Origin of the sequence: Streptomyces griseorubiginosus, from assembly GCF_017614965.1 — a bacterium.
In the GTDB taxonomy this organism is placed as follows: Bacteria; Actinomycetota; Actinomycetes; order Streptomycetales; family Streptomycetaceae; genus Streptomyces; species Streptomyces griseorubiginosus_B.
The window spans coordinates 22,801-30,429 of record NZ_WVUG01000085.1; the positions used below are offsets into that span (position 1 = coordinate 22,801).

Sequence of the window (7,629 nt, forward strand, 5' to 3'; positions counted from 1 at the left end):
CCGCTCTTTGCTTTCAGGCGGTATCGATGGAATGGCTGTGTGGATACGATGCGTTCAGGTATGGCGCATCCACCTGGCAGTACCTCTGAGAGGGGGCAGGGGCCATGCGAACGATGAGCCGCACCGGGCTGGTGGGCGCGGGCCTTGGACTCGGCGCGGTCGGCGGCTTCGTCGGCAGCCTGCTGAGAGAACGGAGCGCTCTGACGGCCGCTCGCGACGCTGCGGGCGAAGGAAGCGAGGAACAGCCTTCATGGGGCGTCGGCTCGTACCGCTCACGCTGGACAACCTTCAGGACCTTCCCAACCGTTGCCGCTCGTGTGTCTTCTGGGAACTGGACCCCGTCAGCGGTGAGGCCGCGATAAAGGCGGGCACGGCCGCGCTGGAGAAAGAGGCATGGATCTCGGCCGTCCTGCTGGACTGGGGATCATGCGGCCGGGTCGTCTACGTCGACGACGTCCCGGTGGGCTTCGTGCTCTACGCACCGCCCGCTTACGTCCCCCGCTCCACGGCGTTTCCCACGAGCCCCATGTCACCGGACGCGGTACAGCTGATCACCGCGTTCATCATGCCGGGCTACCAGGGGCAGGGGCTGGGCCGGGTGATGGTCCAGACGGTTGCCAAGGATCTGCTGCGCCGAGGCTTCAAGGCCATCGAAGCCTTCGGAGACGCTCGGTGGAAGGAGCCCGCGTGTGTGCTGCCGGCCGACCACCTCCTGGCGGTGGGCTTCAAGACCGTGCGGCCGCACCCCACGTACCCGCGTCTGCGGCTGGAGCTGCGGACGACGCTCTCCTGGAAGGAAGACGTGGAGATGGCGCTCGACCGGCTCCTGGGGGCCGTACAGAAGGAGCCTGCGCTCCGTCCTCTCTGACGGACCTGACGGGCCGCGTCAACGCGAAGGGGCCGACCCGTCCAGGTCGGCCCCTTCATGTTTCACGTGAAACGTCACTCGGCGATGAAGTCCTCGAGGTCGCGGACGATCGCGGCCTTCGGCTTGGCGCCGACGATGGTCTTGGCGACCTCGCCGCCCTGGTAGACGTTCAGCGTCGGGATGGACATGACGCCGTACTTGGCGGCCGTACCCGGGTTCTCGTCGATGTTGAGCTTGACGACCTCGATCTTGTCGCCGTACTCCTTGGCGATCGCCTCGAGCGACGGGGCGATCTGGCGGCACGGACCGCACCAGGCGGCCCAGAAGTCCACCAGGACGGGCTTGTCGCTCTTGAGGACGTCCTGCTCGAAGGAGTCGTCGGTCACGTTCTTCAGGTCGGCCACTGCGGGGGCTCCTTTTACTGGTGTGCGGTGGGGCGGAAGGGGGTCAGACGGAGGTCTTCTCGGGCTCGGCCTGCTCCTCGTCCGCCAGGGCCGCGAGGAAACGCTCGGCGTCGAGAGCGGAGGAGCAACCGGTACCGGCGGCGGTGATCGCCTGGCGGTAGGTGTGGTCGACGACGTCACCGGCGGCGAACACACCGGTCACGTTGGTGCGGGTCGAGGGGGCGTCGACCTTGAGGTAGCCCTCCTCGTCCAGGTCGAGCTGGCCCTTGAAGAGTTCGGTGCGCGGGTCATGGCCGATCGCGATGAACAGGCCGGTGACCGCCAGGTCGCTCAGCTCGCCGGTCTTGAGGTTGCGCAGCTTCAGACCCGACAGCTTCTGGTCGCCCTGGATCTCGGCGACCTCGCTGTCCCACACGAACTTGATCTTCGGGTCGGCGAAGGCGCGCTCCTGCATCGCCTTCGAGGCGCGCAGGGTGTCCCGGCGGTGGACGATCGTCACGGACTTGGCGAAGCGGGAGAGGAAGGTGGCCTCCTCCATCGCGGTGTCGCCGCCGCCGATCACGGCGATGTCCTGGTCCTTGAAGAAGAAGCCGTCACAGGTGGCACACCAGGACACACCGCGACCCGACAGCGCGTCCTCGTTCGGCAGGCCGAGCTTGCGGTGCTGCGAGCCGGTGGCGACGATGACGGCCTTCGCCTTGTGCACGGTGCCGGCGGTGTCCGTGACGGTCTTGATCTCACCGGTCAGGTCGACGGAGACGACGTCGTCCGGGACGAGCTCGGCGCCGAAGCGCTCGGCCTGGGCGCGCATGTTGTCCATGAGCTCGGGGCCCATGATGCCGTCCTGGAAGCCGGGGAAGTTCTCCACCTCGGTGGTGTTCATGAGCGCACCACCGGCGGTGACGGCGCCCTCGAAGACCAGCGGCTTCAGCGACGCGCGCGCGGTGTAGAGCGCCGCCGTGTAGCCGGCGGGCCCGGAGCCGATGATGATCACGTTACGGACGTCGCTCACGGCTGGATTCCTCGTCTCTGGTCTGCTTCGTCGGACCGGCGGGAGCGCCTTTCGGAACTCTCACCCCACCCAACGGATCCTAAGGGGCGCGCATTCCCGCTGTGTCCGGGCGCACGGAGCATGGCGCCGGAGCACGTGAAGACGCGACACCGTACGGGATACCACGGGAGACGCAGACGAAGCCTCGGCGCTACGGCCGGGTGTAGGACTGCCTCAGCAGAACCTTGGCCTTCGTCGACGGATGGGACACACACGCCGTGTCGACGAGGTACGCGTTCACCTTGGTGCTGTCCGAGGGATCGGAGAGAACGACGAGCAGGGCGTGGGTGCCCTTGTACTTGCCCTCCTCGGTCGCCAGCGCCACGTCGTTGCGGCCGATGCCGTTCTGGATGCAGGGAGGCACCGACGGCGTCCGGTCGAGCTTGGGCGAGACGATGCCGGAGTCACCCTGCACGCCCACGCTGCTGTGCGGAGCGGAGGAGCCGCGTCCCTGGGTCTGCGCCTTTGCCAGGAGGTCGGTCACCTGCTTCTCCAGCTTGGTGTCTGAGAAGGTGTCCGCCGTCGCGGTCTGCCGGCCGCCGGCTTCCGGGCTGGAGGGCTTGCCGTCGTCGAGAGTGGCGATCAGTACGGATCCGAGTCCCAGCGCGGCGATCGCGAAGACGCCACCGAGAACGGCGATCCTGCGACGTCCCGCCCTCTTGCGGTTCTTACGGCCCGGACCGGTCGTCGAGACCCGTGCCCGCCCGGAGGGACGGCCTGTGGTTGCCGATGTTTCACGTGAAACATGAGCGCTGTCGCCGGTGTCAGGTGCGGTGGAGCCCAGGAGGGCTTCCGCGGCGAGGGCGGCGTCGATGCGACCGGCGACGTCGGCGGGCATCTGCGGTGGTTCGGGAAGCGTGCCGAGCAGTCCCCTGATCTCCTCCAAGGACGCGTAGACGTCCGCGCAGAGCTCGCACGTGTCGAGATGCTGCCGTATGTCGGCGGTGCGGGCCGCGGGAAGGAGTCCCTCGGTGAGGTCGGAGATCTCGGCGACGTCCGGGTGCCCGGCCCTGTCCGTCGTGGATGTCACGCTCGCCCACCTCCGCCCTTCACAGCAGCTGAATCGCTTGGCCCGGTATCACGTGGACCGGCAGTCGGCGGCCCCGCTGCCGGTGGGACGGATGTCCCCTGAGTCCGGTTCCGCCTCTCACCCTGTTCTTTGCCGGTACCGGCGCTTTCCGGCCGGAGATGGGTGAGCAGCGGCAGGAGTCTCGCTCTGCCACGGGCGCAGCGGCTCTTGACGGTTCCTGTCGGGACGTCGAGCATGGCGGCGGCTTCGGCCACGGGGTATCCCTGCATGTCCACGAGGACGAGGGCGGCACGCTGGTCGGGCGGAAGGGTGCCGAGCGCCTCCAGCAGCTGGCGGTGCAGGTCGTTGCGTTCCGCGGGAGCCGACGCTTCCTCGTGCGGCTCCAGCAGTTGCTCCAGCCGTTCGGTGTCTTCGACCGGAGCGGTCTTGCGCGAGGCGGCCTTCCGGGCGCGGTCGAGACAGGCGTTCACCGTGATGCGGTGGAGCCAGGTCGTGACGGCCGACTGTCCGCGGAAGGTGTGGGCGGCCCGGTAGGCGGACACGAGCGCGTCCTGAACGGCGTCGGCGGCTTCCTCACGGTCGCCCAGCGTCCGCAGCGCCACGGCCCAGAGTCGATCCCGATGCCGGCGTACGAGTTCGCCGAAGGCGTCCGGGTCGCCCTCTACATGGCGGGCGAGAAGGTCCTGATCGCTTGCGTCGCCATATGCGTTCCCATCTGCCATCGGACCCCCTCCCGTGTACGACGTGCTCAGCCTGTGAACTTCAGGTCGGTGATGGCCTGCTTGTATCCCGCGTTGCTGTACGAGTCTCCCGGTGCGTACGGCAGAGCCGTGAACCAGACGAGCACGTACTGGCTCTTCACCGGCTTGGTGACCTTCACCCTGGCGGTCGTTCCCGTCGTCGTCACGGACCCCATTTTCGTCATCGACGCCAGCGGAACCGACGAACTCATGGAATTGGTCGCGTACAGCGTGACGGTCGTGTGGTTGCCGCCGAACAGAAGCCCTATCGAGGCGGCGGACACCTCCTGCTTCGAGCCGAAGTCGTAGACGATACCGACGCCGGGCTTGAAGAGGGGGTTCATGGTCGGACCGTCCTTGTAGCTGGCGGTGCGCCAGTACGTGGAACTGTCGTGGTCGTAGGTCTTGTCGACGTCGCCCGGGTGCTGTGCGTCGCCCTTGGCGACGTATTCCTGCGCTCCCTGGATGGCGAGGGTCCTGACCGGCTTCGGCGCCTTGTTGTTCTTGTCGTTGCCGTCCGTCGTCTGGGTCTTGTTGGTGTCGTCGGACTTGTTGCCGCTGTCCATGAGGACTTCCGCGAGCTGCCAACTGCCCAGCCCCAGTGCGGCGATGAGGAGCGCCGACACGGCCCACTTCAGTGCCCTGCCGGTACGGCTCTGCAGCGGGGCCGGTGGTGACGGGACGGGCTGGGTGGCGCCCGGGTGCGGTGCCGGACGGCCGTAGGTGCCCTGCTGGTAGGTCGTGCGCTGGTACTCCGGCGGGGCGGTGAACGCCGGCTCCGGGGGGCGGATGCGCGGCATCTCGCCGATCGCCTTCACCAGCTCCTCCGGCGTCGTGCAGGGGGACTCGTGCCGGGAAGCGGTCGCCCCGTCGTTGGCCAGCGCGCGCATGCTGAGTTCGGACAGACCGCGGTGCACGCCCGCGCGCACCTGGTCCGGCGCGATCAGGCCGACGTCCTTGGGCAGCCCGGACAGACCGTAGGCGTCGCTCTCGTACGGCCAGCGCTGGGTGAGCGCCGCGTACAGCAGCGCGCCGATGGCCTCCGTGTCGGTGCGCTGCGGGGTGGCGGAGCTGATGCCGCGCAGCGCGGCGTTCACGGCCAGGCCGCGGATGCGCCACTGGCCGGTCGACGTGCGCAGCACGGCGTTGGGGTTCAGCCGCAGATGGGCCAGGCCCTCACGGTGCGCGGCCGCCATCGCGGAGGCGATCTGACTGACCATCTGGTACGCCTCGTACACCTCGAGCGGGCCCGGGGCGAGGAGGGTGGTCAGCTCGACGGCGTCGGGGAGCCACTCGTGGACGACGTAGACGAGGTCGTTCTCCTCGACCGCGTCCAGCACCTGCACGAAGCGTGGATCACCGAGCAGCGCCGAGGAACGGGCCGCGGCCAGTACGGAACGGGCCCGCGCGTGGTCAGCGGGCAGGATGTGGACGCCGACGGCGCGGCGAAGTTTCTCGTCCACGGCCCGCCAACTGCTGAATCCGTCCAGACGGGTGACGCACTCCTCCAGGCGGTACCGTCTGGCGAGTTTGTGACCGCTGTGCAGCTCGGGCGCTGAGGCCTCCCCGGAACCTTCGGTCCCGCCACTCCCCTGTGCCTCGTCGATCTCCGTGTCCCGCTCCCGGTTCTGGGCCACCCCGTCGGCCGTGGACTGGTCCGCCTGTGCGGTCAGCGGCTGGTCGCCGCTGTTGTCTGCCACGTCGACGGCAGCCGTGCTCCGTTCCGCCACCGTCGTCCCTGCCTCCCCATCCGTTGCGCGCCGACCGCCATCCGTGCGCGCCGTCCGACGCCGAAACCAATTGTGCCCACAGTCCGCCGCTATGCACGACACACGGTGGCGGACGATGGTTGTGCGCGTACCCCCGCGTCAGCGCCCCAGACGCCCGCGGACCATGCCGACCAGCGAGTTGAGCTCCTCGATGCGCATCTTGCGAGCGGCGAGGAAGAAGGTCCCGAGCAGGACCGCCCCACCGACCAGCAGCGACGCGAAGGACCCGACGACGCCCTGGCCGAGCGCGTGGCCGATTCCGTAGCAGGCGGCGCCGCTGAGGGCGGCCGCGGGCACCGAGGCGATGCCGAGCCTGGCGTACGTCCGCAGGACGCGGGCGCCGTCCAGGTCGCCGCCCAGCCGCTTGCGCAGCCGGTTCCAGGCGACGCCGACGCCGATGGCGTAGGCGAGGCCGTAGGAGGCGGCCATGCCGGCCACGGCCCAGCGGGCCGGCAGCACGAGATAACAGAGGGCGGAGGCAGCCGCGTTCACCGCGGCCACGATGACCGTGTTGTAGAAGGGGGTCCGGGTGTCCTCGTAGGCGTAGAAGGCGCGCAGGACGACGTACTGCACGGAGTACGGGATGAGGCCGAGACCGAAGGCCATCAGCATGTAGCCCATGTTGGTCGCCCCGCCGGTGCCCGACGTGCCGAAGATGAGCGTGCACATCGGGATGCCGAGAGCGAGGAAGCCGAAGGCGATCGGCACGATCGCGACGGCCGTGGTGCGCAGGCCCTGGGAGATGTCGTCGCGGACGGCGCCGCCGTCGCCCTCGGCGGCCGAGCGCGAGATGCGCGGCAGCAGCGCGGCCATCAGGGAGACCGTGATGATGGCCTGGGGCAGGCCCCAGATGAGCTGGGCGTTGGCGTAGGCGGAGAAGCCGGTACCGGCGATGTTCGTGTCCTTGACGGCCGCGGTGGCCAGCTGGGTGACGACGAGCGCGCCGGCCTGGTTCGCGAGGACGAAGAGCACGGTCCACTTGGCGAGCATCGCCGCCTTGCCGAGACCGTGGCCCTTCCAGTCGAAGCGCAGCCGCAGCCGGAAGCCCGTCTCACGCAGGTAGGGGATCATCGCCAGCGCCTGGACGACGAGTCCGAGCAGGACGCCGATGCCGAGGAGCCGCTGCCCTTCCGGCGGAATGGTGGTGACGCTCATGCCGGAGTCCCTGGAGGTGCCGTACACCCACAGGAACATGCCGAGCGTGACGATGATGACGATGTTGTTGAGGACCGGCGTCCACATCATGGCGCCGAACTTCCCGCGGGCGTTGAGGACCTGACCCATCACCACGTGGACGCCCATGAAGAAGATCGAGGGCAGGAAGTACCGGGTGAAGGTGATGGCGACCTCGTTGGCGGCCGGATCGCCGGCCACGGAGTTCGACAGGGTCCGCACCAGGAGCGGCGCGATGAGGACGCCGACCACGGTGAGAGCGGCCAGCGCGACCATCACCAGGGTCAGCAGCCGGTTGGCGAAGGCCTCTCCGCCGTCCTCGTCCTCCTTCATCGACCGCACCAGCTGCGGGACGAAGACCGAGTTGAGGCCGCCGCCCACGGTGAGGATGTAGATCATCGTCGGCAGCTGGTAGGCCACCTGGAAGGTGTCGCCGAGGAGATTGGTGCCGAGCGCCGAGACGATCAGCGCGGAGCGGACGAAGCCGGTGAGGCGGGAGACCATCGTGCCCGCGGCCATGACGGCACTGGACTGCAGCAGCCCGGAGGCCCGGCCGCCCTTCTTCCCGGCCGGAGCCGAGGTGGCGGCCGGGGG

7 protein-coding genes are annotated in these 7,629 nt (G+C 68.9%); 1 reads left to right on the plus strand and 6 read right to left on the minus strand.

The features are described 5' to 3' along the window. Positions 1-250 precede the first annotated feature (250 nt). Positions 251-868 carry a GNAT family N-acetyltransferase gene (locus GRC12_RS18085; RefSeq protein WP_208780336.1) on the plus strand — a complete coding sequence of 206 codons (618 nt, stop codon included), beginning with the start codon at positions 251-253 and terminating at the stop codon, positions 866-868. A gap of 74 nt (positions 869-942) precedes the next feature. Here GRC12_RS18085 and trxA read toward each other — a convergent pair whose 3' ends face one another. The 6 genes from trxA to murJ form a co-directional block, all read right to left on the minus strand. Next, a complete protein-coding gene (trxA, locus tag GRC12_RS18090; protein WP_058924306.1) occupies positions 943-1,272 on the minus strand; it encodes a thioredoxin in 330 nt (109 codons plus the stop codon). Between the two features lie 43 nt (positions 1,273-1,315). Beyond that, complete coding sequence (trxB, locus tag GRC12_RS18095; RefSeq protein ID WP_208780337.1) at positions 1,316-2,284, minus strand: thioredoxin-disulfide reductase; 969 nt, start codon at positions 2,282-2,284, stop codon at positions 1,316-1,318. Between the two features lie 190 nt (positions 2,285-2,474). Then, positions 2,475-3,353, minus strand: coding sequence for an anti-sigma factor family protein (locus tag GRC12_RS18105; protein ID WP_208780339.1), 879 nt, complete (start codon positions 3,351-3,353; stop codon positions 2,475-2,477). After that, entirely contained in the window at positions 3,350-4,075 is a 726-nt protein-coding gene (sigM, locus tag GRC12_RS18110; protein WP_208780340.1) for an RNA polymerase sigma factor SigM, read from the minus strand. Before sigM ends, GRC12_RS18105 begins: the two co-directional genes overlap by 4 nt. Before the next feature lie 26 nt (positions 4,076-4,101). Continuing rightward, complete coding sequence (locus tag GRC12_RS18115) at positions 4,102-5,823, minus strand: protein kinase family protein (protein WP_208780341.1); 1,722 nt, start codon at positions 5,821-5,823, stop codon at positions 4,102-4,104. 138 nt (positions 5,824-5,961) lie between these two features. Continuing rightward, on the minus strand, positions 5,962-7,629 hold a 1,668-nt coding region (gene murJ / locus GRC12_RS18120), incomplete at its 5' end, for a murein biosynthesis integral membrane protein MurJ (protein WP_208780342.1).

Bases quoted from the DNA above. Each gene is read 5' to 3' on its own strand.
- sigM (WP_208780340.1), bottom strand. From the start codon at position 4,075: ATGGCAGATGGGAACGCATATGGCGACGCAAGCGATCAGGACCTTCTC.
- GRC12_RS18085 (WP_208780336.1), top strand. From the start codon at position 251: ATGGGGCGTCGGCTCGTACCGCTCACGCTGGACAACCTTCAGGACCTT.